Annotated in this window: 19 protein-coding genes and 2 pseudogenes; 11 read left to right on the top strand and 10 right to left on the bottom strand. The window is 39.4% G+C overall.

Going from position 1 to position 22902, the window contains the following annotated elements; translation table 11 throughout:
* Positions 1-76: 76 nt before the first annotated feature.
* The 3 genes from C9J41_RS12520 to C9J41_RS12505 all read left to right on the top strand — a co-directional run bounded on the left by C9J41_RS12520 (position 77) and on the right by C9J41_RS12505 (position 3094).
* Positions 77-562 (top strand): GNAT family N-acetyltransferase, encoded by a 486-nt coding sequence (locus C9J41_RS12520; RefSeq protein ID WP_199194439.1) that lies wholly within the window; start codon positions 77-79, stop codon positions 560-562.
* A gap of 403 nt (positions 563-965) precedes the next feature.
* A complete protein-coding gene (locus tag C9J41_RS12515; RefSeq protein ID WP_005530754.1) occupies positions 966-1490 on the top strand; it encodes a GNAT family N-acetyltransferase in 525 nt (174 codons plus the stop codon).
* An 851-nt stretch (positions 1491-2341) separates the two neighbouring features.
* Entirely contained in the window at positions 2342-3094 is a 753-nt protein-coding gene (locus tag C9J41_RS12505; protein WP_158259303.1) for a class I SAM-dependent methyltransferase, read from the top strand.
* Positions 3095-3316: 222 nt separating this feature from the next.
* Here C9J41_RS12505 and C9J41_RS12500 read toward each other — a convergent pair whose 3' ends face one another.
* The gene (locus C9J41_RS12500) at positions 3317-4375 is read right to left on the bottom strand and encodes an IS91 family transposase (RefSeq protein WP_107294652.1); all 1059 of its coding nucleotides are present in this window, start codon (positions 4373-4375) and stop codon (positions 3317-3319) included.
* Positions 4372-5262 carry a site-specific integrase gene (locus tag C9J41_RS12495; protein ID WP_107294651.1) on the bottom strand — a complete coding sequence of 297 codons (891 nt, stop codon included), beginning with the start codon at positions 5260-5262 and terminating at the stop codon, positions 4372-4374. Before C9J41_RS12495 ends, C9J41_RS12500 begins: the two co-directional genes overlap by 4 nt.
* 195 nt (positions 5263-5457) lie before the next feature.
* On the opposite strand from C9J41_RS12495, the gene C9J41_RS12490 reads away from it, so the two are divergent.
* A complete protein-coding gene (locus tag C9J41_RS12490; protein ID WP_107288019.1) occupies positions 5458-6060 on the top strand; it encodes a bifunctional 2-polyprenyl-6-hydroxyphenol methylase/3-demethylubiquinol 3-O-methyltransferase UbiG in 603 nt (200 codons plus the stop codon).
* 219 nt (positions 6061-6279) lie between these two features.
* Here C9J41_RS12490 and C9J41_RS12485 read toward each other — a convergent pair.
* Positions 6280-6438: pseudogene (locus tag C9J41_RS12485) on the bottom strand (integrase); the annotation flags it as partial.
* A 204-nt stretch (positions 6439-6642) separates the two neighbouring features.
* On the opposite strand from C9J41_RS12485, the gene C9J41_RS12480 reads away from it, so the two are divergent.
* Together C9J41_RS12480 and C9J41_RS12475 are read left to right on the top strand one after the other, a co-directional pair.
* Positions 6643-7395 carry an SDR family oxidoreductase gene (locus C9J41_RS12480; protein ID WP_107294650.1) on the top strand — a complete coding sequence of 251 codons (753 nt, stop codon included), beginning with the start codon at positions 6643-6645 and terminating at the stop codon, positions 7393-7395.
* 147 nt (positions 7396-7542) lie between these two features.
* A complete protein-coding gene (locus C9J41_RS12475; RefSeq protein WP_199187152.1) occupies positions 7543-8085 on the top strand; it encodes an N-acetyltransferase in 543 nt (180 codons plus the stop codon).
* Positions 8086-8305: 220 nt separating this feature from the next.
* Here C9J41_RS12475 and C9J41_RS12470 read toward each other — a convergent pair.
* Positions 8306-8464: pseudogene (locus tag C9J41_RS12470) on the bottom strand (integrase); the annotation flags it as partial.
* Positions 8465-8663: 199 nt separating this feature from the next.
* On the opposite strand from C9J41_RS12470, the gene C9J41_RS12465 reads away from it, so the two are divergent.
* On the top strand, positions 8664-9137 hold the full coding sequence (locus C9J41_RS12465; protein ID WP_107294649.1) for a GNAT family N-acetyltransferase: 474 nt from the start codon (positions 8664-8666) through the stop codon (positions 9135-9137).
* Between the two features lie 445 nt (positions 9138-9582).
* Here the strand turns inward: C9J41_RS12465 and mdtD are convergent, their stop codons facing one another.
* A complete protein-coding gene (mdtD, locus tag C9J41_RS12455) occupies positions 9583-10962 on the bottom strand; it encodes a multidrug transporter subunit MdtD (RefSeq protein ID WP_107247674.1) in 1380 nt (459 codons plus the stop codon).
* Positions 10963-11177: 215 nt separating this feature from the next.
* On the opposite strand from mdtD, the gene C9J41_RS12450 reads away from it, so the two are divergent.
* Complete coding sequence (locus tag C9J41_RS12450) at positions 11178-11483, top strand: hypothetical protein (protein ID WP_107208227.1); 306 nt, start codon at positions 11178-11180, stop codon at positions 11481-11483.
* Positions 11484-11576: 93 nt separating this feature from the next.
* Here the strand turns inward: C9J41_RS12450 and C9J41_RS12445 are convergent, their stop codons facing one another.
* The 3 genes from C9J41_RS12445 to C9J41_RS12430 all read right to left on the bottom strand — a co-directional run bounded on the left by C9J41_RS12445 (position 11577) and on the right by C9J41_RS12430 (position 14813).
* Positions 11577-12152, bottom strand: a complete 576-nt coding sequence (locus C9J41_RS12445) for a hypothetical protein (RefSeq protein ID WP_107288015.1) — start codon at positions 12150-12152, stop codon at positions 11577-11579.
* A gap of 131 nt (positions 12153-12283) precedes the next feature.
* Positions 12284-12784: a hypothetical protein gene (locus C9J41_RS12440; protein ID WP_107290768.1), complete on the bottom strand. Its 501-nt coding sequence runs from the start codon at positions 12782-12784 to the stop codon at positions 12284-12286.
* Between the two features lie 673 nt (positions 12785-13457).
* The gene (locus tag C9J41_RS12430) at positions 13458-14813 is read right to left on the bottom strand and encodes a CynX/NimT family MFS transporter (protein ID WP_107288013.1); all 1356 of its coding nucleotides are present in this window, start codon (positions 14811-14813) and stop codon (positions 13458-13460) included.
* A 94-nt stretch (positions 14814-14907) separates the two neighbouring features.
* Between C9J41_RS12430 and C9J41_RS12425 the strand changes: the two genes are divergently transcribed.
* The gene (locus C9J41_RS12425; RefSeq protein WP_107290769.1) at positions 14908-15696 is read left to right on the top strand and encodes a helix-turn-helix domain-containing protein; all 789 of its coding nucleotides are present in this window, start codon (positions 14908-14910) and stop codon (positions 15694-15696) included.
* 919 nt (positions 15697-16615) lie between these two features.
* A complete protein-coding gene (locus tag C9J41_RS12420; protein WP_107294648.1) occupies positions 16616-18187 on the top strand; it encodes a BCCT family transporter in 1572 nt (523 codons plus the stop codon).
* 136 nt (positions 18188-18323) lie between these two features.
* Here C9J41_RS12420 and C9J41_RS12415 read toward each other — a convergent pair whose 3' ends face one another.
* Positions 18324-19784 carry an SDR family oxidoreductase gene (locus C9J41_RS12415; RefSeq protein WP_107208234.1) on the bottom strand — a complete coding sequence of 487 codons (1461 nt, stop codon included), beginning with the start codon at positions 19782-19784 and terminating at the stop codon, positions 18324-18326.
* Between the two features lie 281 nt (positions 19785-20065).
* Between C9J41_RS12415 and C9J41_RS12410 the strand changes: the two genes are divergently transcribed.
* Positions 20066-21433 carry an MATE family efflux transporter gene (locus C9J41_RS12410; protein ID WP_107208235.1) on the top strand — a complete coding sequence of 456 codons (1368 nt, stop codon included), beginning with the start codon at positions 20066-20068 and terminating at the stop codon, positions 21431-21433.
* 71 nt (positions 21434-21504) lie between these two features.
* Here C9J41_RS12410 and C9J41_RS12405 read toward each other — a convergent pair whose 3' ends face one another.
* Positions 21505-22638 (bottom strand): cupin domain-containing protein, encoded by a 1134-nt coding sequence (locus tag C9J41_RS12405; protein WP_107208236.1) that lies wholly within the window; start codon positions 22636-22638, stop codon positions 21505-21507.
* Positions 22639-22902: the final 264 nt, after the last annotated feature.

Below are 22902 nucleotides of genomic sequence, written 5' to 3'. Positions count from 1 at the left end.
AAAGGCTGCATGATAGGTGTTTTAAAGGCGGCTAAAAGTCGTATAAAGTGTTAGCCGATAACCCGGAATTTGAGTTATGGAGAACATAGTGAACGTAAGGAAAGCGAACAAACAAGACTCCGGTAAGTTGCTAGAACTTATTGGGTATAAAGCCGAGTTTGACCGAAGTATGAAAGGGTTCAACGGCGAAATCTCCACAAACAAAGGCAAGATTGAACGAACCTTATTTGGCGACGTTCCGTTTGCTCACGCTTTGCTATTGGAAGTCGACGGCAATGTTCTGGGTTTCGCCTTATTTCATTATCGCTATTCTTCCTTCCGAGGTCAGCCATCTATTTGGCTTGATGACTTGCTAGTTGTTGGTCGGCATAGGTTAAAGGGATATGGTGCCGAACTTATGCATGCTTTGAAAATTGAAGCAGGAAAGTCGTTAGCTTCTCACATTTCATGGACAGCTAGCCCCTACAACACCAAAGCCCATAATTTCTATAAGAAGCTAGGCGCAGAAGTTGAACGGATGGATGGTCAGCGTCCGTATTTCCGTTGGGCAATGTACGACTAACAAACGGTCAAGAAATCAAAATACCATTCCTAATCTGACAGAATCGCTTGGTGATCACATATGAGTTAGCTACTAGGCTAACTTATATTTGCCCCATTATCATTCAGATCAAATACTCATTCATATCGCATTAACGTAATTTTGGATTAGTTTTATTTACTGTGTATATCAACAGTTATAATGAAACGTGGTGATTTTATCGTTTGAGTTCTGTTTTTAATAAGACTGATCAAATACATTTCTTACTTTTTACACCCTCTTTTAAATCTTTAAATGTAAAAAATTGCCAGTAAGTTCATAATATGTAAAGATTATATCGAGTATGGTAAAGGTATTTTATGCGTGTATTTTTGCGCGAAAGTAAGAATGCTTATTAATATACTGTTAGGCGAATGGAGGCATAATGAACTACGAGAATGACGTTTTTAGAATTAGGGAGCTTCGAGAAACTGATGCAGACTCATTGTTTAGTTTGTACTCTGGCTCAATTTCTTCTGCAAAGTACATTTCGACATTGCCTCATGATACGGTGGGAACTACGCTCTCAAAAATTCAGCAATGGAGAAAATCCTATTTGGAAAGCCGTCCCAAAGTGCTAGTTTATGGTGTCGCAGAAAGCCAAAATGACTTTGTGTTTGGGGTGGTTGTGTTTGTGTTCAATGAACAGCATGCTGAGATCCATTTTGGTATATCAGACAAATTTAGTAATCGTGGAATTGCGACGCAATTGTGTCGTACTGGCTTGGAATATTTAAACAGCTTGGGTATCAAGGAAGTAAGAACAAATCCATTTGTTGGGCACATAGCAAGTGTAAGGGTTTTAGAAAAGTCAGGTTTTTCAAATCATGGAACGCTAAAAAACTATGCGCGTTTTCCAACTTTAGGTGACGGTCTTTTCAATTGTGCAGATATGCGCATAAGCCTTTGAAAATTCGCCTAACAGATAAGGATATGTGTTGCGAAGCCGACACCTATCCGAAGTGTTGGACAAGCCCAAGCAACCTTATTATAAGTAAATATTGGAAATATCATGAAGGGGGATGCTAAAAAGAAGTCGAGCGTTATCCTTGGTGTGAACCAATAACTTTAACACTCTGATTTATAATAAAATCCTCTTTAATTATGAAGCGTGAAAGCCATTATCCTTATTATTTAACGTCGGTTATCTGGGTCGAAATATTCCCGTCAATTGCATGACATGTTGGCAGCAGGGGCAAAAGGGTTGGGCTTTTATACGTACCGTTTTATTCGGTGAGGGCAACGTCAGTTACCCAGCTAACATGAACATAAATTGGATCGCTTGAAGCTGTATCTTATCATCACCACAAGCCGCAATAATGCCTAAACATGGAGATGAACCCTACTTTGTCTCCATCTCTCTTATCTCCATTCTCTTTCTTTTAGTACTCGTGTTATTCCAATATCAATTTAGGCGAGATATTTTTGATTTCTGCTAATGAATAAACCTGTTTATTTGTCCAGTTATAATGCAAATCGTAAATTTTGATGCTTAGACTTCGTTTTAAATAAGAAAAAATGCTTAATTATCTCAGCTTCTATTTATAAGATATTGATATATATGATGTAATATTCATGGCTGTGTTTTTACTTTTATCGTGAGTAATTAATCAATTGAGAGTGTTTTTTTGCGACTAAGGTAATAAAAATAAATGTTTTTATTTATTAGAATGTTGAGATTTGCTGTATTAATAAAGCGTAAAAGTAAGAATGCTTATTAATATACTGTTATAGCGCATTCATGCTCAAGGAGAAGAGTCGTTGAAACAAAGCAAGAGTGAATTTTGGTCAGGCGAGGAATATGATGCACAGTATGGTGAAGATTATGCTAATGAAATCTCATTTCTACGTGACATATTAACTTCCCAACAAGCGTCATCGCTTCTAGATGTGTGTTGTGGAACAGGCATCGTCACGATTCCTTTATCCAATGAGGCTTCTCATGTAGTAGGTATAGATTTTTCAGGGGCAATGGTCGAGTTCGCTATAGAAAAATCCGCAACGATAAACAATATTTCATTCTATGAAATGGATGCGACCAATTTCGATATAGGCACCAAATTTGATGTAGTCTCTATGACTGGTAATGCGTTTCAAGCATTTATCTCTGATGCTGACCTCTTGTCCATGCTAAATCAGATTAAAAATCATATGGGTAACAATGGTACATTCATTTTTGATTGTCGGCTTCCATCCCCAGAGCATCTAGAAGTAACCAGTGGTTATGAGTATTGGTCTTCATATATAAGCCCGAAGGGGGGAAAAGTTAAAGTGTACGGCTGGGACTGTGTTCACCCTCATTCCAATGATACGATGCTTCATCACATCCGTAGGGATTACGAAAGTGGTGAGCAATACCATAGTGAAATAGAGCTCAAATATCGTTCAATAGATGAGATCGTTAACTGTCTAGAAAGTGCTGGCTTACAGCTAGTAGGACATTATTCCGACTGGAAAAAGACCCCTTTTACTAAAGTATCAAATAGTATCGTGGGTGTTGTAAAAGCGCTATGACAAATAAGGATATGTGTCGCGAAGCCGACACCTATCCGAAGTGTTGGGCAAGCCCAAGCAACCTTATTATAAGTAAATAATGGAAATATCATGAAGGGGAATGCCAAAAAGAAGTCGAGCGTTATCCTTGGTGTGAACCAATAATATTAATACCCTGATTTATAATAAAACCCTCTTTAATTCTGAAGCGTTAAAGCCATTATCCTTATTATTTAACGTCGATTATCTGGGGCGAAATATCCCCGTTAATTGCATGACATGTTGGCAGCAGGGGCAAAAGGGTTGGGCTTTTATACGTACCGTTTTATTCGGTGAGGGCAACGTTAGTTGCCCGGCTAACATGAACATAAATTGGATTGCTTGAAGCTGTTTCTTATTATGACCCCGCAGCAGACCATAATCACGTATTCGTCGAAACCCTTTTGGTAACACATGTTGCAATATCAACCAAAGAAATTGCAACACGGGTAACGTGCGTGTCTTCATCGTTTGAGTTTGGCTATCTTTATAACGAAATGTCACCTGTTCATTATTGATATACAGAATGTCTTTATCCGCAATTACTCCTCGATAAAGGTATGTCGATAAATACAATAATGCAGGCTTTCCTTGCCCTACATGCCGACAATCAACCACCCACTTTTTCGTGATGTGATCGGGTAACGCCCACTTAAGTTCAGTAGTGAGATAGGCTAACAATCTTGCTCGCCATACTTTTGCGAGAGCAAATGCATTAAAGAGGTAGTGGTTTTTACAATTTTTCCATTGTCGTTTCTTGTCATCAAAGCCACCGCCAGTGATCACCATATGAATATGAGGATGTAAATCTCGACGCCGATTATGAGTGTGTAAAACAGAAGTAAAACCGATGCGATTACCAAGGTATTTATCATTGTTAGCGAAGCTTTTTACTACACTGGCAGTCACAGTAAACATGGCTTGATAGAGTGCTTTAGGATGTTTTTTTGCCAGACATCGAAGCTCAGTTGGCAGCGTGAATGTCACCATAAAGTAATTAACAGGCAACAATTTCTGTTGCTGCTTTGCTAACCAATCGGATGTTGTTTGGTGCTGACACTGAGAACAGTGACGGTGTCCACAAGACATCGCATATTCAGATTGATGTTCGCAATGCGAACATTGCCAGCGACTATGTCCTTGTTTTTCAGTGTGACACGTGAGTATCGTTTTCATGGCATAACGTATATCGTGATTGATCTGGGTTGAGTACGTAGCACAAAAGTCATCGTAATAATCGCGCAATAATGATTGAAAAGTCATAGGTTCAGTTCCCATGATAGCGTTAAATCATTAGTGAGTTGATTAATGGTTGTTGTTGTGTTTTTACGGGAGATGTCGGTCAGATGGGTGTACTTAGCGGTCGTATTTAAACTGTTATGACCTAATAAATGCTGCACTGAACGTAAATCCAAGCCTCGTTCTAACAGGTGAGTGGCATAACTATGACGTAAATTATGAGGACTGATAGATTTCGTGATCCCACAGCTTTTAATGACGGCTTTCATTGCTTTTTGAACGCCACCGCGATCCATCACGGTATGGTTAACATTGAACGGTGAAGGAAAAAGATAACGACTATTTTTGTGGGTTTGCCAATAATATCGCAGGGTATACAGGGTTCGCCTTGGTAGTGGGATGAACCTGTCTTTACCCCCTTTGCCTTGTCGAATATGGACAAACATACGATGGCTATCAATATCACCCACTGTGAGATTTAACCCTTCACCTAGCCGTAACCCGAGGCTATATAAGGTCAGAAAAAACACTTGGTAACGCAGTTGCGAAGTGGCATTGATCAATAGGCTCACTTCGGTTGGCGTCAAAATGTCAGGTAAGGCTTTCACGTGTGGCGGCTTTACAATGTTCAGCCACTCCCAATCACGTTGAAGGACATGCTTAAAGAAAAACTGTAAGCCATTGCGATCAATTTTCACGGTACTCCATGAATGTGTTTTGATCAGTTGTGTAAAATGTTGTTTAAGATCTTCGGTAGTTAATGTGTCTGGTGATTTATCCAGTTGATGGGTAATGCGACGTAGAGCACGACTATAAGCATCAATCGTAGCGGGGCGTTTACCTTGCAAGGTGAGATGGGTAAGGTGTTGTTCATAAAGATAATCTGAACGATGTTGCTGTGCTTTATTCATGATAAATACTCCTTTTTTAAAGGTATATTTACCGCAGTCGAGCTTATGGGCTTTCACTCTGCCGCGAAGCGGCTTCGTTCAACAAAGCATTTAAGAGTGATACGCAACGCTTGGCAGTTTCGCTTCGCTAAAGTATAGCGAAGCACTGCTCACACCTTAATGCGGCGTCATGTATTTTGAGGGAAAACGAAGATTATGGATGATCGAAAAAATAGAGAGAATTGGCGGAAATTCTATGAAAAAGCGTTAAATCGACCTCATTCTGCACGTACTGAGCGAGCAGTGAACTTGGATGAATCTCAAACTAAAGTCGCGATAGATTGCGGCTGCGGAACTGGTAGCGATATTGATTATTTAAATTCGCAGAATTATGAAGTGTTCGGCTTTGATATCAATCCTGACTCAATTGCAATATGCCGAGATAGGTTTGGTGGTGAGTCACGTGTAAATGTTGTTCAATCGTCATTTAGTGATTTCAAATATGTCGATGCTAGCCTGATAGTTGCCAATGCGAGTCTATTTTTTGTAGACCCCACAAAGTTTCAATCTGTTTGGTCAAGCATCGACGCAAGTCTCGCAAAGGGAGGTGTCTTTGCTGGTGATTTTATGGGTAAAAATGACTCTTGGGTTGATGGTTTTCATACGCCGTTGACGACCCTAAGTAAAAATGAATTACTGAACTTATTCTCAAACTTTGAAATCATCGAGTTAACAGAAAGAGATGAAGATGGTCAAACAATGGTTGGTGAATCAAAGCATTGGCACATTTATTCGGTGGTGGCGATAAAACGTACATAACAAATAAGGATATGTGTCGCGAAGCCGACACCTATCCGAAGTGTTGGACAAACCCAAGCCACTTTATACAAGTAAATATTGGAAATAGCATGAAGGGGGATGCCAAAAAGCAGTCGAGCGTTATCCTTGGTGTGAACCAATAACTTTAACACTCTGATTTATAATAAAATCCTCTTTATTTCTGCAGCGTGAAAGCCATTATCCTTATTATCTAACGTCGGTAATTAATGTGTCTGGTGATTTATCCAGTTGATGGGTAATGCGACGTAGAGCGCGACTATAAGCATCAATCGTAGCGGGACGTTTACCTTGCAAGGTGAGATGGGTAAGGTGTTGTTCATAAAGATAATCTGAACGATGTTGCTGTGCTTTATTCATGATAAATACTCCTTTTTTAAAGGTATATTTACCGTAGTCGAGCTTATGGGCTTTCACTCTGCCGCGAAGCGGCTTCGTTCAACAAGCAATTAGACAGGAATTAAAAGCAGTGGGCTCTTCGCTTCGCTCAATTTTAGCCCACTATTTTTAACCCGTTAATCGAGCGTTATGCATTCCCTTAACTCAGAATATAAGGATTGATTTATGAGTATTCAAAAAGTGGCAATTATTACAGGTGGCGGGCGAGGAATTGGAGCGGCTACGGCTCACCTTTTTGCGAAAGAAGGCTACGCTGTATGCATCAATTATAAATCCAATTCAGACTCAGCGAATAAATTAGCTCAATCAATAATGGCTGAGGGTGGAAAGTGCATTACTGTTCAAGCTGATGTTTCTTGCGAAGATGATGTGATCCGAATGTTTGCCACTGTTGACCGCGAATTAGGTGCAATATCAATTCTTGTTAACAATGCAGGGATCTTAAAAAAGCAATCACGCTTAGAAGATATGAGTGCCGAACGAATCAACTCAATACTTACTAATAATGTCACAAGTTATTTTCTATGCTGTCGAGAAGCAGTAAAGCGAATGTCGACACGAAATGGTGGTTTTGGTGGCGTAATTGTTAATGTTTCTTCTGGTGCTGCTCGTTCAGGTTCACCAAACGAATATATTGATTATGCAGCATCGAAAGGAGCAATTGATACTCTAACGAAAGGTTTATCATTGGAAGTTGCATCTGAAGGTATCCGAGTAAATTGTGTTCGTCCTGGGTTGATTCATACTGAAATGCATGCTGATGGTGGAGAGCCAGAGAGGATCGAAAGGTTAAAAAGTATAATTCCGCTTCAAAGAGGTGGGAAACCAAGTGAGGTTGCAGAAGCCATTTATTGGTTAGCCTCAGACAAATCATCATTTTCCACAGGAAACTACTTGGATTTAGCTGGTGGGCTGTAATGCATAACAAATGCATCAACACGATTTGCTACACTCGGCATTGTCAGTTTGCCTTTAGTTTCAGTGATTAAGGCAGTAAAATTCAGGTAAGTCTGTATAGTAGCAAACGTGTTATGCAGGCGTTAGGCTTTAGGGAGGAAGTTGTTAGTGTTAATACCACAATGGGAGTCAAAAAATTTAGTTTTCACTGAGTTTTTAAGTGATGAGGCGGAGCTAGCCAAGTCAATTTTTGACAGTAACTCAAATGTAAAAGCAATGGATCCAACGTTCAGAGAATGGCCCATCACAGAGTATGAAAAGTTAATAGCTGAAAGCAATAAGTCAAAATTACCTGACGAGCAAGGTGCATTTTACCTAAGAAAAATTAGCACAAAGAAAGGTCAAGTGGTTGGCTACATACAACTGGAGTTTCATGCTCCTTCAACTGGCACTCTTTGGCTTCCTATGTTAACAATTCTACCGAGTTTTAAAGGTAAAGGATTGGGTTCTGAAATAGTTAGTAGTGTTATCACCGTAGCATGTGAATACGCAAATCTACAAAATGTAGCTTTAAATGTTTATGCAGAAAACATTTCTGCTTTTAGGTTCTGGTACAGACAGGGTTTTACACAAATTAGATCTTTCGATAAAGAAATAGAACTTGGTAAGGAATACAACTGCTTAGTACTATATCGTGAGTTAAAAGCCTAACAAATAAGGATATGTGTCGCGAAGCCGACACCTATCCGAAGTGTTGGATAAGCCTAAGCTACCTTATTATAAGTAAATATTGGAAATAGCATGAAGGGGAATGCCAAAAAGAAGTCGAGCGTTATCCTTGGTGTGAACCAATAACTTTAACACTCTAATTTATAATAAAATCCTCTTTATTTCTGCAGCGTGAAAGCCATTATCCTTATTATCTAACGTCGGTAATTAATGTGTCTGGTGATTTATCCAGTTGATGGATAATGCGACGTAGAGCACGACTATAAGCATCAGTCGTAGCGGGACGTTTACCTTGCAATGTGAGATGGGTAAGGTGTTGTTCATAAAGATAATCTGAACGATGTTGCTGTGCTTTATTTATGATAAATACTCCTTTTTTAAAGGTATATTTACCGTAGTCGAGCTTATGGGCTTTCACTCTGCCGCGGAGCGCTTCGTTCAACAAGTCGTTTAAAAGGACAAAACAGTTGGCTTTTGCTCCTACGTCGCTAATTTTAGCCAACAATTTTTCGCCTCTTAAGGAGGCGTTAGGTTAATCTACTTAAAGTACGGAGTGTAAAATGGAATTTATTCCCGTAAAAATTGAAATGGATGATACTCTCGATTTATGCATGCAATTTCGACGAGATGCACATGCAGTAAGCTTTGGGAATGATGCCGGTTTTAGTGTTGATGAAACTAAAGCGTGGTTTACAAAGCTAAGTACATTTGATAATTCTGGCTTTTATCATGTTCTAAAAAACAATGAGGTCATCGGTCAAATAGAATTTCGAAATGGCTTGATGGATGAGCAAGGTATAAAGTTTGGCTATATTAACTTGCTGTATTTGTTACCTGAATTTCGTAACAACGGTTTAGGTAAAAAACTAGTGGATTTCATATGTGCTCAGTTCAAAAACGAGCAATGTACATATGCACAGCTACGCTATATTCCTGCAAATTTGCAAGCCGTTAGTTTCTATCGCAAACATGGTTGGTTTGATGTCGGAGAGCTTGGTGAACGTGGGCAATTGGCAGAAAAACGATTAACCTAACAGATAAAGATATGTGTCGCGTAGCCGACACCTATCCGAAGTGTTGGACAAGCCCAAGCCATCTTATATAAGTAAATATTGGAAATATCATGAAGGGTGATGACAAAAAGCAGTCGAGCGTTATCCTTGGTGTGAACCAATAATATTAATACCCTGATTTATAATAAAATCCTCTTTAATTCTGAAGCGTGAATGCCATTATCCTTATTATTGAACATCGGTTATCTGGGTCGAAATGTTCCTCTTAATTGCATGATATGTTGGCAGCAGGGGCAAAAGAGTTGGGCTTTTATACGTACCGTTTTATTCGGTGAGGGCAACGTTAGTTACCCAGCTAACATGAACATAAATTGGATCAATAAAGCTGCGGTTATTACTCATATATCGATGTGAGCATCAGTATGTTTAGTACAGATGCTCACTTATTTCATCGCTAACATGAATGTTATCTGTGTATTAAGTTATTACCATCAGAACGCTTCAATGATAAAAAGGACACTGCAGAAATAACGGTTAGCAGGCCCATAGCGATGAATGTCTGGTGAAAATGAGACATATCATTGCCAGCGTAATAGGTTGAGAAAAAGTGTAAAACACACGCGCAGATAGCAAGACCAAAACTAATTGAAAGTAGTTGGGTTACCGCTAGCATACTGTTGCCTGCACTTGCATGATTATCATCTAAATCAGCTAATGTTATGGTGTTCATTGCGGTAAATTGTGTTGCGCGAACAATGCCTAACGCAAACAGTAATGGTAGGGCTAACCATAGAGATAACTGGCCTGATATAAGGGCAAATGCCGCTGTAATAATACCAATAACTATAGTGACCCAAAATAATGTTTTGCGATAGCCTAGACGTTTAAGGGTTCTTTCGACATACGATTTACCTAATAATGCGCCAAAGGCTAAGGGTACCATCATTAACCCTGCATATAAGGCTGATGCTCCCATCCCAACTTGCAACATAAGTGGTATAAGAAAAGGAATAGCCCCTGTACCTAAACGAGAAAATATATTTCCACCGATACCAACAGAAAAAGTCCTAGTCTTAAAAAGTGATAAAGGAATAAGCACGTTTTGTTTTTTTGATGCGTAATAAATATAAGTAACAAGAAGAGTAAAACCAATTAATAAGGTTATAACTGGAATTAAAGCCGTCTCTGATTTAGTTAAAAGTTCAATGCCGCTTAAAAGAGTAATTAAACTTGAGCTAAATAGAATAAATCCCCAACCATCAAACTTACTCGCAGTTGAAGTAAAGTTAGGCATGTAGCGTTTGGTCATCCATAGCCCAATAATACCGACAGGGATATTAATTAAGAATATCCAATGCCAACTAGCATAAGTGACTAATACGCCACCAAGTACAGGGCCGACAACAGGACCGATTAATCCCGGCATTGTTGCTAGGTTTAACGCGTGAACAAATTCATTACGTGGATAGCTCCGTAATAATGCTAAGCGTGCTACAGGCACCATCATTGCGCCACCAACACCTTGGAGAATGCGAGCCAGTACCAGTTGCGTTAATGTGCCAGATAATCCACACGCCAACGAACCGAGTGTAAATAAGCCTACAGCCCAGCCAAATATAATGCGGGTGCCAAATCTGTCAGCAAGCCAGCCACTGATAGGAATTAAGATCGCAACAGTCAGGGTGTAGCTAATGATGGTTAGCTGCATCGTTAAGGGCGATTCATGCAAGCTTTTCGCCAATGAGGGGATGGCTGTATTTATTATTGTGGCATCAAGAGTCTGCATAAAAAAAGCAATACCCGCAATCCATGGTAGCCATGTCAGTTGTTTTGATGGTTTCACCATAGTCACCTCATTAATGGTAACGATATTCCGCGCGCAGAGTAGCCAGAAGCATAAAACAGTGGAGAGGAAATAACGAAGGTTATACGTAATGTATTATGACTATACCAGTTGTAACTTAACCTGAAGTGAATCGCGAAACATGCTTATTACGGTATAACATAATCGAAAATATGCAGCTAAACTGGTGTTGGGAATATGAAAAGGAGAATCGGTCAATGAATAGAAAACGGATTTTTGTTATCGCATTTATGGTGCCTATTATTTACGGCATAATTTGGTTTTTATCTCTGTACGTAAGTACGGATCTTAATCATTTGTTTTATGAAAACCATATCGTCTTTTTGTATTTAGCTTTGCCATGGTCGTTCTTTACGATAGAAGTTGGCGCAATGTGTAGTACCTATACCAGCAGTTATATCTGCAATCCACTTACTATTTTATTAATAAGCATTGGTTTTGCTGTAAATGTTGTTGTTAGTGCGATTGTGTTAGGTGGGTTGGGTAAGATGCTTAAAAGATAAGATTCTGATTGTTAATAAGTTAATGGTTTTTAAGAATAAAAAAACGACTGTGGTAAAACAGTCGTTTGCTAGAATTTGAAGACTAAACGAAGTTTATTCTGGTACGTATTCTAATGGGGCTTCTAAGTCTTTAAGTACCATTTTTTGAATATTAATTCCTAACATCATGATGATTAAACACCAATTGAGGAAAGGGAGTTTGCCTGTTTGAATGCTTTCAACAAACTTACTTGGGTTCCAACTAAATAATTCACAAATATTCTGCGCTGTCATTTCTTCAAATAGGCCGCTATCAATTAGCTTGGCAAATTGTTCGTTGGTTGGGCATACAAAAGTATTACGAGCACCAAATGCTGATGGTTTGAATAAGCGTAATACGCGACGAATATCCTCAACTGGGATCACTTTGCCATTAGTTGCAATGCTTTGTTTGCCAATTAATGCCGCTAAGAAACACCAACATGGGTATGGAATAGTCGACACATTGAAAGGTTCTTTTTTGTATTTCGCTGTCCAGCTACTTACATTCTTCTCTTGCAAACCAGTGACTAACGCTAACTTCTTTGCATCATAGCCATGATCTTTCAGTAGGTTAATGATTTCAGCGACTTCTGATACGAAAGGTTTTGTCCAATTTTCGTATGAGGTAAATACATTTTCTCTAATCAAAATGCTATTCCAATATGGGATTCAATAGATTGGCGCTGATCATACGTGTTCACACGACGATGTCCATTAATATCCCATCACCTTGTTAAAATCCTTAATCAATTACCAATTAAATTTGTTATTTCATCTAGTTAGCTGGCTGGCTTGGAACTCAGTTCTTGGATTACCTTCAGATCATCAGCAGCTAAAGTGAATGAGTCACTAAGCTCTATAGTTTTATTGCTTTCTTTCTTGGCGTTAACAAGTGTGGCGGTGTAGTGAATTTTTGCACTATGTGTTGTTTTATTAATATATTCTAGATCTAACACGATACCTGATGCTCGTGCTTTATCGATAATATAATGCCCATCCCAAGTTAAGTTGGCATCAATATTTTTATTTTTTTGATTGAAGTTTTGGGTATTTTGACCTGCAAGTAAGGTTTGAAGGCTGTGTTGATTTAGTGAAATAGTTAAGTAATGTTCGGTGTCTTTTGACAAGATAATACTGACTGCTGGGGTGTTGTTTAAGTCGAAGTCAGTGGCAATGCCGACGTGAGTTAATGTACCGTGGATTTGGTGATCGTGTTGCTGATTACATCCAGTGAGTAATACGGTGGCAAGTAAAACACTCGCGATGGTTATTCCTTTCATACTATCTCCTCTGTGACGCACTGTATTGTGCCGTTAGCAAAACTAACTCTTTGAGGATATAGACTTTATTGTATGTTATGTCAGTAGATTGTGTGAATTACACGTTGCTTTCTTATTATTAGGTTAGATGATGAAAGAGTAAAAGAGATAATTCCTGTAAGAACACTAGCCATAGTGCGCAAATTTAATGGTATATGACATCTTATTATTCGCCTATTGATGGATGGAATTAAAAACAAAACCCAAGAAAATAGAATAAGGCATAGAAACAAATAAAGCCGATCACAAAACCAATGAGATGGTGTATGAATGAAGGTATCTCCGGTTTATGTTTGCGTGCTTTGTTTTTAGTTACACGGTAACATGCAAGGGCGATCAAAAAGATGATGGTGACAGCAAGGATATAAAATACGTTTTGTTGTGGCTGTGATTGCGTAGATTCTGCTAGTGCAAGGGGAGAAAAAAGAGCAACACTCGTAAGAAGATAAGATAGTTTCATTGTGGTTTACTCATAAGAAATAAAACTTACGTTAAAACTAACTGCTATTAGCGGCAATCATTGTTATTACAAGCTGTTATTGCATAAGTGTATGTTAAGCAGATAAAAAAATATCGGCGTCCTGCCGATATGTAAGTAATAAGAGATTGGCGTCCTTGCCAATTTAAGAGAGCTTTATAATTTTGCGTTAAATGCTTTTTTAAGTTCGTTACGCTCTTCAGTCACTAGCGCTAATTCATTTTTTACGCGTTTAAGTTCTTCGTGAATATTTTCATGAACGGGTGCATCAATAACGATATCTTTACCGCTTTGTGAGCGAACGATAACGTGTGAGCGTCCTGCAAACAGTGCTAAGAATCCCCATACCACACAGACGGCAAGTGTCATATATAGTGGTGCTTCCCAGCTATGTGTCGATTCATGTAGCGAGCCAAAAATAATAGGGCCAGTTGCTGCAAGTAAGTAACCCATACATTGTGCCATACCTGATAGTGCGGCTGCTTGGTGGGCATCATGAGTACGAATACCAACAAATGACAGGCCAAGAATAAAACCACCACCACAGCTAAAGCCAAAGCAAATTACCCAGATTAATGCGTGTTCCGGCATCATAAGTAGGCCAAGAATACCGATGAAGGCTAAGACAGCCATCGCAAAGCTCATTGCACGTTTGTCTTTCATTTTTGCCATAAGTGGAATAAGCACGAGTGCTGGTATGGCAGTTGAAAGCTGTAATACACCATGTAAGTAACCCGCTTGGTTCTCTGTGTAGCCGTTATCAATTAGGATACTTGGTAACCAACTGATAAAGATGTACATGATAAAAGAGTTTAAGCCTAAAAAGATGGTAACTTGCCATGCTGCCGCTGAACGCCATAGGTAGCTATGGCTATCAATATCAGCCGTATCAGCTGAAGGGCGAGTGTGACCTGATAATTGTGGCAACCATACAATAATTGAAATAATAGGGAAGATCAGTACGGTTGCTAAAGCAAATGCCCAATGCGGAATTGCCGTAATGCCCATTGAACCTGCTAGGTTCATCATTGGAATAGCCGTACTTGAACTTAACGTTGAGCCAATACCCATGATTAATACATAGACAGCAGTCAAAGTCGTGACTTTTGTTGGGAAGTCTCTTTTTAGTAAGCTTGGCAGTAATACGTTACCAATCGCAATACCGATACCGATAATGCATGTACCTAAAAATAGCATTAAGGTTGAGCCACCGGAACGGATAAGCACACCACCACCAACAAGAACCAGAGCTATCATAAGAGATGGCTCTAAGCCGATTTTACGTGCAAGGCCAGATGATACCGGTGAAAATAGGGCAAAGGCCAACAGAGGCAAAGTAGTTAACATACCGGCTTGTGTTGCACTTAAACCTAAATCTTGTGAGATGAACTCTAGAATAGGTCCTAATCCTGTAAGTGGCGCACGTAGGTTACTTGCAATAAGTAAAATACCCAGGATAACCAATGCTGGTCGTGCAACTTTAGGGACTGTTTTTTTATTTTTATGTGACATAGCTCTCTCCTTAAATCTTTAATGACATAATACCTCTCCTAATTTTTTCTGTATTAAGTTATATTGACAGTAGATATCTAAATTCGGACAAATTATGAAGTACAGTATCCATTTCCCTGAGTTTGACTCCGATCTTTATCCACAAAAGGTCGTTGCATTGCGCCTATCTGGGTTAGAGAAGGATGAAGAAATCCCAGTCCATCAACACCGTAAAGGACAACTTGTTCTTCCTTTAAGTGGTTTTGTTCGTTGTAAAATTGCTGACGCTATCTGGATGGTTCCCGCGAATTGCGCAGTTTGGATCCCAAGCCAAGTACCTCATAGTAATAGTGTTTCTCCTGATGCCGATACTTGTATGCTATTCGTTGATCCAGATGTAGTTGGAATGCCATCTAAAGCGTGCACATTATCTATTTCTCCACTTTTACGTGAGCTTATTGTTCGTTTAACAGAATCCGATCTCTCCTATACATCCGAATGTAAAACCGCAAGGTTAGTGGATGTGTTGATTGATGAATTAACGAGCATGCCATCTGAACATTTTGATTTTCCAATTCCGACTGAGAGTCGATTACACAGTATTGCTTTAGAGCTCATTAATAACCCAAGCGATCGCAGTACTGTTGGTGAATGGGCAAGTAAATATGCGATGAGTGAAAGAACCTTGGCGCGTTTAGTGAAGCAGGAATTAGGATTAACCTTTGGTAATTGGCGTGGACAGCTTCATATTGTGATTGCATTGCAAAAACTGTCATCAGGGGAGCCTGTACAGCGAGTATCAGAAGATTTAGGCTACGAATCAGTAAGCGCCTTTATTACTTTCTTTAAAAAAACCCTCGGACGACCGCCTAAGCAATACATTAAAAAACGGATTAATGATTAAATTTTTAGATATGTGCTTATATCGAGATTTAGACTTGATTTTAGCCAAGGTAAAGAGTCCGCTTTTCATTCATATGACAAAACCAGATGGGGGCTATGTCTCGTTGGCTGGCCTTTCACGTAAAATCGATTTCTCTCTCTGAATGGATTTATCAATCAGAGCATTCGCTAATCCTTCACATGTTAGAAGAGCGAAAAGCCTTAACTTTGTGAACGGTGATGGTTTCGGTTGGTATTCCGATCGCGTGTAACAGTACAAATAACACTGCGCCAGCGATATATTAAGCAGCAGTTAGGCTGTGTGACATTGGCTTCTGAACCATTAGAGTAAACGAATGATTAGCTTTTAATACCTAGGCAACAAATTCTGCATATTGATCATATTCACTCACTGACTGTTTATGAGCTAATTATGGATGAATCTGCTGTTACATATTCGAATTTATCCCTTCTTCATTAGACAACATTTTTCATTAGCTGATCTCTTTGCTTCGATTAAGTGATATCGCAGTGCCGACGAGTAAACTCAGTCGAAGAGGTGAGCAGTGAAAGTGATGCTTTTTCTCATTATTGTACCTATTACCACGAATTATAGAGACGTTAACCTGCCAAATAGACGGCTATTGCTGCATGATTATCTACTGTATTTTGTAATACCAGATGGGGAATGGTTAGAGCAATAAAGACTTTCGATGTTTGGTAATTATTATCCTATCAATACAGCCTGTATAATAAATATTCAATTTTTTATCGTTAATCAAAATTTGTAATATAAATATGTAACGTCATGATCTACCAATTAAAAAGCTATGCAATGATAGATTGCATGGTCTTTTTATTGAAAATAAAGGAGTTTTTGACTGGTCTTTATGCTTTTTAGCTGCTAATCTCTCGTCCCTCACAAACAACGTGAGATATTTATGCCAAGTAATGCATGTCAAATAGCTGATAGTAACAACACATCTTTGAACTCAGATTCTTCTCGTTTTGAAGCAAAACTAGTTCCAATTCTAACTATTGGTTTCATTTCCTTATTCATTTTTGCTGCACTGGCTGATATGTCCAGCTTTACAGCATTAATTCAAACTAGCTTTGAATCTGCAGCCAATGCTTTTGGTTATAGCTGGCAGATCTTAATGCTGGTTAACTTTCTTATTGCTTTAGCCATTGCTTTTAGCCCTTTGGGTAAAAAGGTGATGGGAACCGTGAAAAAACCAACAATCGGTACTTTTCGTTGGTTAGCGATGATCATGTGTACTTTATTAGCGGGTGGTGGCGTATTTTGGTCTGCCGCTGAGCCAATTTACCATTTCATTACACCACCGCCGACATTTGAAGGTGTTGTTGGATCTACACAACAAGCTGTCGACCCTGCACTGGGTCAAGCGTTCTTACACTGGGGCTTTTTAGCGTGGGCTGTATTGGGCACGTTGGCAACTATTGTATTAATGTATGCACACCATGAACATGGCGTAAAATTACGTCCGCGTGCTTTGCTTTTTCCTATCTTTGGAAAGAAGTTGGAAGATCATTGGTTAGGTAGTGTAATTGATGCTTGCTCAATTATTGCCGTTGCCGCAGGTACAATTGGCCCTATTGGTTTCCTAGCATCGCAGTTAGGTTATAGTTTAGAGTTGCTAACAGGGCTTGAAAATAACGTTCAATCTCAGTTAATGATCCTTGCCGTCGTTGTGTCGATTTATTCTCTTTCTGCTGCGTCAGGAATGGATAAAGGTCTACAGTGGCTATCACGCTTAAACGTGATTGGTGCGTTTGGGCTATTACTAGCAATGCTATTCTTAGGCCCAACGAAATTTATTTTAACTGAGTTTGGTAGCGCGTTTGGTGATTACATTCATCATTTTGGCGAGCTAAGCTTAGCGAATGATAAGCCTTCTTGGAATGTATGGTGGACATGGTTCTTCTGGGGGTGGTTTATCGGTTTTGCACCGATGATGGCAATCTTTATTGCACGTATTTCAGAAGGGCGTAGCATTCGTGGTTTAGTTCTTGCGGTTGCGGTTGGTGCGCCTATCGTGACGAATTTCTGGTTCGCTGTATTAGGTGGTACTGGTATTTTCCTTGAGCTACAAACACCGGGTGTAATTTCTGGCCCACTGAATGACGGTGGTTTACCGGCGGTATTATTAGCATCACTGTCTAACTTGCCATTAAGCGGTATTTTATTACCTGCGTTTCTTGTGTTGACGACAACCTTTGTTGTTACCACGGGTGATTCAATGGCATATTCGATTGCGATGGTGGTTTCTGGTGATAATGAACCTGATAGTAAGCATCGTTTGTTCTGGGCGATCACTATGGGTGTGGTTGCTGCGGTATTATTGCTTGCAGGTGACGGTGGCTTAAATGCACTGCAATCGTTCATTGTGATAACGGCTGTCCCGGTTTCTATCTTGATTGCGTTCACATTGATCAGTGGCCCAATCGCTGCATACAGAATGACATGTGCAACAAAACAAGTGGCTGCATAATACGGTATATCACCTATTGATGGTGACATTCCGTAAATGAAAAACGCCCGATATTGCTGTTAGAAATAACATGCACTATCGGGCGTTTTTTATTACGGATTATAAGTTTTGTTAGAAATGACAAGCAAAGCCAAGGTTATACCGTATCAATCTGTCCATCTTTCGCTTTCGCTTTACAACGTTTGACTAACTGTAATGTCATGCCTCTAAAAATGAATAGGTGTGCAGGCATCATAGCGAACCAGTATAAAAGACCTTTAAAACCTTTCGGGTGCCACCATGCTCGAATATCCACTGAGCGGTGATCACCATGATCATTAATGGTAAATTCTAATCGTCCTAAACCTGGCGCTTTCATCCCAAACAGGAGTGATAAGAAATGGTTTTCTTCAAGACTGATCACCTTCCAAGAGTCAATGCGATCGCCCAATTGTAAATGTTGAGGATCACGGCGATAACGTTCTAGAGCATTACCACCAATCATTGAATCCATCCATTCACGAATACGCCATAGACTGTTGGCAAAAAAGTAACCTTCTTTTCCACCAACGAGCTGAACTTGTTGCCATAAATCTTCAGCACTCGCATCGGTTTTTAACGTGTAGCCCGCTTGTTTAGGGTAATAGCCATAATTAGATTTCCAGCGCGATAATGCATCAGGGTCAAATCCCCAAATCTCACTATCAATAATCTCATCATTCATCTCTAATGCTTCTGATACCGCATCATCGTAACTGATTAAGACTTGTGGGATGTATTGCTGTAACTTGCTTCCATCAGCTGGTAAATCATATTGCAACCCGTTGATCAATGCTCTCGCAATATTGGTCGGTACTGAGGTAATAAAACGTAGCCAATAAGTTGCCATAGCTGGACTTAAGAATTTAAGCGGTATCACGCGAATTTTCTTATTAAGCAGTGTACCTAAACGTACCATTTGATCGCGGTAGGTAAGTTGTTCTGGTCCTGCAACATCAAAAATGAGGTTTTCATTATTAGGCTTTTTAATCAGCTCAGTTAAATAAAATAACAAGTTTCTAAGCGCAATTGGAGAATTGCGAGAACTGACCCACTGTGGTGTTAGCATCACAGGTAGATGACTTACAAAATCGCGCATCACTTCAAAAGCGGCAGAGCCAGGACCGATAATGATACCTGCACGTAATTCGACGATAGTTTTGCCACTATTGCGAAGAATATTACCTGTTTCTTTACGAGCTAGCAGGTGAGTTGAAGCTGCATCTTCAGATTGTAGCGCGCCTAAGTAGATAACCTGCTTAACCTGACTATGTTCTAAATATTGGCTAAAGTGGCGCGCGCAGTCTAATTCAAAATCAATAAAATCATGACCATGGTTCATACCATGTACAAGGAAGAAAACGATATCAACACCGTGAAAGAGATCCGTAAGGTCACTATCATCATTGAGATCAAGGTAAATTAATTCAAGATTATCAAGATCATTCCAGCCACGCTTTCTTAGCAATTGTAAGTTGCGTCCTGTGGCTTTAACGTGATGACCTTGATTTAGCAATTCTGGCACTAAATGGCTACCCACATAGCCTGATGCGCCGACCACTAGAATTGTTTGTTTCATTACCTCATTGCTCCATTTCCTTATGGTGTGACTTAAGAAGAGTTATCGTAGATATAAAGATTTATATTTTTGTTAATTGTAACCAAGTTCAGAATAATAGGTATGGCATCAAGTTATTTTCGCGATTAGCATAACATTTCACGTCAAATTGATTATCTATCAGTATGCTTTATTTTAGATAATTACTCTGCTTTATCACGACAGTTTATCAGTAAATTTTACCAATGGTTACACGATAATAACTATTATATTATCGATTGTTGTTATTAGGGATTATTGCAATGCCGACACTCATTCTTCAACAATTTGATCGAGGCTTCCTTCGTTCGTTATTTTGGATTGCTTTACCTATTGCGTTGCAGTCAATGTTGTTTTCAAGTCGAAGTCTTGTCGATATTTTGATGTTAGGCCAGTTAGGGAATGCCCAAGTAGCCGCTGCTGGTATTGCAGGTAAAGCCTTTTTTGTTGCCATTATTATGTTATTTGGCGTCTCGACAGGCGGTGCGATGTTGACTGCTCAATATTGGGGGGCGAATAATAAGCAAGGAGTACGAGAAGCAACAGCCTTAACCGTGATGATCAGCGGTTGTTTTGCTTCAGTCGCAGCGGCACTGTTTTTATTTGCGCCAGAATGGATCATGGGCCTTGCGACACAATCGCCAAAAGTTATCGCGTTAGGTTCTGATTATTTACGTATTACGGCATTTAACTTACTCGGCGCGGCATTTGGTATTGGTATCGCTGTGGGTTTACGTTCGATGCACCAGCCCGGTGTTAGTACCTTTTTTAGTGCGATTGGTATTAGTGCCAATATGTTCCTTAATTGGGTATTTATTTTTGGTAAATTTGGTTTGCCAGCGATGGGGATCAAAGGTGCTGCATGGGCAACGTTGCTTAGTGGTGGTATTGAACTGATATTACTGGCCTCGTATTTATATGGGCGAAAACATTTATTAGCGTTTAATTTACAAACGGTTGTAGCTGTTTGTAATAAAAAAGATATTCAGCGTTTTCTTAAACTATCATTACCGATTACATTTAATCACCTTGCATGGGCGGGGGGAATTTTTGTTTACCATGCGATTATAGGGCAATTAGGTGTAAATGGGCTTGCTGCAATGTCGGTGATCACGCCGATTGAGTCACTGTCACTTGCAATGCTGATCGGTATTTCAAATGCGTCAGCTGTATTTATCGGCAATTTACTCGGTGCCAATAAAAATGATGAAGCCTATTTAAAGGCGTGGGCATTCTCGTTACTTAACTTAGGTTTTGCTTTATTAACGGTATGTGTGATGTTTTTAATTAAACAGCCGTTATTAAGCTTATTTTCAGGATTAACAGAAGATGTACGCGCGTTAACTGATCATTTCTTTGATATTTTTGCAGTTATTCTGGTGTTAAAAAGTATTCCAATGGTAATGATTGTTGGTGTATTACGAGCTGGTGGTGATATTAAGTTTTGCTTCTATCAAGATATTATTGCGCAATGGATGATCGGTATTCCCGTCACCGCATTCTGTGCATTTGTTTTACATTGGCCGATAGAGTGGGTTTATGCTTTATTAGGTTTAGAAGAGCTAATTAAATGGTTTGCATCATCATTTCGTGTACATTCTCGTCGTTGGATGAATAATTTAGTGGCTTAAATATACGGCCTAAAAGAAGAGGTTGACTCCCGCTTATTTAGGCCATTTTTAGTCTGATAACATGACTTTATTTATTCTGCTAAGTACCAATATCCAAGGTTTATAAGCTGAGTAAGTAGCGTTAATACGGCAGGGTGATGAATGGCATTGCCTAGAGATTCAGCAGTCACGACTTGCTCATTACAAAACTGTTTTGCGGTCTCTGCACATTCATCGGGTAATGCGTATTGTTCACCATTGATGAAGATGATCTCAGGTTGAGCATCATGATAAAACGCACGTAAGCCGCTAATGCGATTAAAGCTATCGCCATTCATTAAGCATTGATAGGTTTCTTCATTACTCCACTCAGGATCAGACGGAACAATATCTAACTCGTGACGATTTTGGCTTAAATGTTCGCCCATCCATTGTTTTAACAAATGCGGGTGATCAAGCAAACTGCGCATCATGGTTTCAAGATCATGGTAATCTTGCTCTGAAATTGCACCATTACAACGACGGGTAGAGAGGGCTGGATTGTGGTAGTGGACATCACCAATATCATTTGAAATCACGAAATCAGCAAAGGTGCTTAATAACTCTTGTTTTTTAGGCGAACGGAAACCGACAGAAAAGCTCATGGATGTTTCCACAGAATAGCCATCATGTGGGAAACCAGGTGGAATATATAAAATATCTCCCGTTTCTAACACTTCATCAATGATTGGTTCAAAACCTTTAATCTGGCGTAATGCCGAATGACGAAACTCTTCCTCATAATCATCGCGTTTCTCACCCACACGCCAATGACGTTTTCCTGAACCTTGAACAATAAATACATCATACTGGTCAATATGAGGACCAACACCGCCACCAGGGGTTGAATAGCTGATCATTAAATCGTCAAATAACCAGCCTGGAAGTTGACGAAAAGGAGTGACTAATTGTGCTGCACCTTCATGCCAATGATTAGCGGCTTGTACGATGAACGACCAATTCTCTTCTGGCGTATTATCGAAGGTTAATGGCCCATGCAGGACTTCCCATTGGTCATCTTTTTTTGCAATGTAGCGAGAATCAACTTCTTCTTCCATCGCAAGCCCCGCTAATTCGTCAGGGCTGATAGGATCGACAAAGTGCTTAAAGCCACCTTTAATAATGGTTGGCTTTTTTTGCCAATATTGGGTGAGAAATTCTTCTAGGGAGAACGTTAATTGATACATTCGCAAGCTACTGATTATGAAATAGGCGATGAGTATAACGTAATTAAAAAACATCGACGGATTTTTATGTTGCTAAGTGTCATAGATATGTAAATACAATCTGGAATTAACGTCTTTATATTCATGATAACAGATGAAATAACAGAAAATATATTGACGTTAGGCATAGTTACAAATTCACAGTATAAGTTATAATTTTTTTATAAAAGTTAAGATTGTTAATAATAAGTTGCTTAAGTTAAGTGATACTATTTATCGCGACTT

The organism is Photobacterium sp. GB-50 (assembly GCF_003026755.1).
Lineage (GTDB): Bacteria > Pseudomonadota > Gammaproteobacteria > Enterobacterales > Vibrionaceae > Photobacterium.
This window is presented reverse-complemented; position numbering and strand designations above follow the sequence as displayed.

Excerpts from the sequence above, each read along its gene's own strand:
- C9J41_RS12520 (WP_199194439.1), top strand. The coding sequence starts at position 77 with ATGGAGAACATAGTGAACGTAAGGAAAGCGAACAAACAAGACTCCGGT.
- C9J41_RS12515 (WP_005530754.1), top strand. The coding sequence starts at position 966 with ATGAACTACGAGAATGACGTTTTTAGAATTAGGGAGCTTCGAGAAACT.
- C9J41_RS12500 (WP_107294652.1), bottom strand. The coding sequence starts at position 4,375 with ATGACTTTTCAATCATTATTGCGCGATTATTACGATGACTTTTGTGCT.
- C9J41_RS12495 (WP_107294651.1), bottom strand. The coding sequence starts at position 5,262 with ATGAATAAAGCACAGCAACATCGTTCAGATTATCTTTATGAACAACAC.
- C9J41_RS12490 (WP_107288019.1), top strand. The coding sequence starts at position 5,458 with ATGGATGATCGAAAAAATAGAGAGAATTGGCGGAAATTCTATGAAAAA.
- C9J41_RS12480 (WP_107294650.1), top strand. The coding sequence starts at position 6,643 with ATGAGTATTCAAAAAGTGGCAATTATTACAGGTGGCGGGCGAGGAATT.
- C9J41_RS12465 (WP_107294649.1), top strand. The coding sequence starts at position 8,664 with ATGGAATTTATTCCCGTAAAAATTGAAATGGATGATACTCTCGATTTA.
- mdtD (WP_107247674.1), bottom strand. The coding sequence starts at position 10,962 with ATGGTGAAACCATCAAAACAACTGACATGGCTACCATGGATTGCGGGT.
- C9J41_RS12450 (WP_107208227.1), top strand. The coding sequence starts at position 11,178 with ATGAATAGAAAACGGATTTTTGTTATCGCATTTATGGTGCCTATTATT.
- C9J41_RS12440 (WP_107290768.1), bottom strand. The coding sequence starts at position 12,784 with ATGAAAGGAATAACCATCGCGAGTGTTTTACTTGCCACCGTATTACTC.
- C9J41_RS12430 (WP_107288013.1), bottom strand. The coding sequence starts at position 14,813 with ATGTCACATAAAAATAAAAAAACAGTCCCTAAAGTTGCACGACCAGCA.
- C9J41_RS12425 (WP_107290769.1), top strand. The coding sequence starts at position 14,908 with ATGAAGTACAGTATCCATTTCCCTGAGTTTGACTCCGATCTTTATCCA.
- C9J41_RS12420 (WP_107294648.1), top strand. The coding sequence starts at position 16,616 with ATGCCAAGTAATGCATGTCAAATAGCTGATAGTAACAACACATCTTTG.
- C9J41_RS12415 (WP_107208234.1), bottom strand. The coding sequence starts at position 19,784 with ATGAAACAAACAATTCTAGTGGTCGGCGCATCAGGCTATGTGGGTAGC.
- C9J41_RS12410 (WP_107208235.1), top strand. The coding sequence starts at position 20,066 with ATGCCGACACTCATTCTTCAACAATTTGATCGAGGCTTCCTTCGTTCG.
- C9J41_RS12405 (WP_107208236.1), bottom strand. The coding sequence starts at position 22,638 with ATGTATCAATTAACGTTCTCCCTAGAAGAATTTCTCACCCAATATTGG.